Genomic DNA, 532 nt, shown 5'->3' with positions numbered 1-532 from the left:
ATTTTAGCATATATTTCGTAAATGTGCTAATATTTAACAGTAAAGCCGTCGTAGAACGACGGGGTTTCAGACCCAAAATTTTCGATGACAAAAATCCTCTCGACAGCCGAAGTGAAAGCGCGTCTTTCCGAATCGATCGATCTTGCTCTCCAAGAGGGCTACGTTGTCATCACCCGCTACGGCAAACCCGTGGCTGCCCTGGTGAGTTACGAAGATATCCGACAATTGCAACGACTGAGAAGCGCTCGTCAGAGGGGAGGGTTAGCGAATTTAAGCGAAAATTGGGAAGATTCAGAAGAATTAGCCGAAGAACTGCATAATATCTTGGACGAGAGAACCTGATGGCTTATCTCTTTGATACCGATGCTATTTCAGAGATGTTACGCAAGCGCCCGCTACTGGACTATCTGCAATGGTTACGATCGCTCGATCGAGAAAATCGGCGTTGTCAGATCAGAATATGAAAGATGCAATGCAATCCTTGTTATCAAAGTAATTTCAGTTCCGGTGCTGATTCGGATCATCTTTCAAT

General features: G+C 44.7%; 1 protein-coding gene. It reads left to right on the top strand.

Annotated features, from left to right (window positions below; genetic code table 11):
* The first annotated feature begins 84 nt into the window (after positions 1 to 84).
* Complete coding sequence (locus BGL89_RS04395) at positions 85 to 342, top strand: type II toxin-antitoxin system Phd/YefM family antitoxin (protein WP_052277805.1); 258 nt, start codon at positions 85 to 87, stop codon at positions 340 to 342.
* Positions 343 to 532 lie beyond the last annotated feature (190 nt).

Source organism: Microcystis sp. LSC13-02 (assembly GCA_002282935.1).
GTDB lineage: Bacteria > Cyanobacteriota > Cyanobacteriia > Cyanobacteriales > Microcystaceae > Microcystis.
The sequence above is the reverse complement of the archived record's forward strand: the minus strand, read 5'-3'. Positions and strand labels throughout refer to the sequence as shown.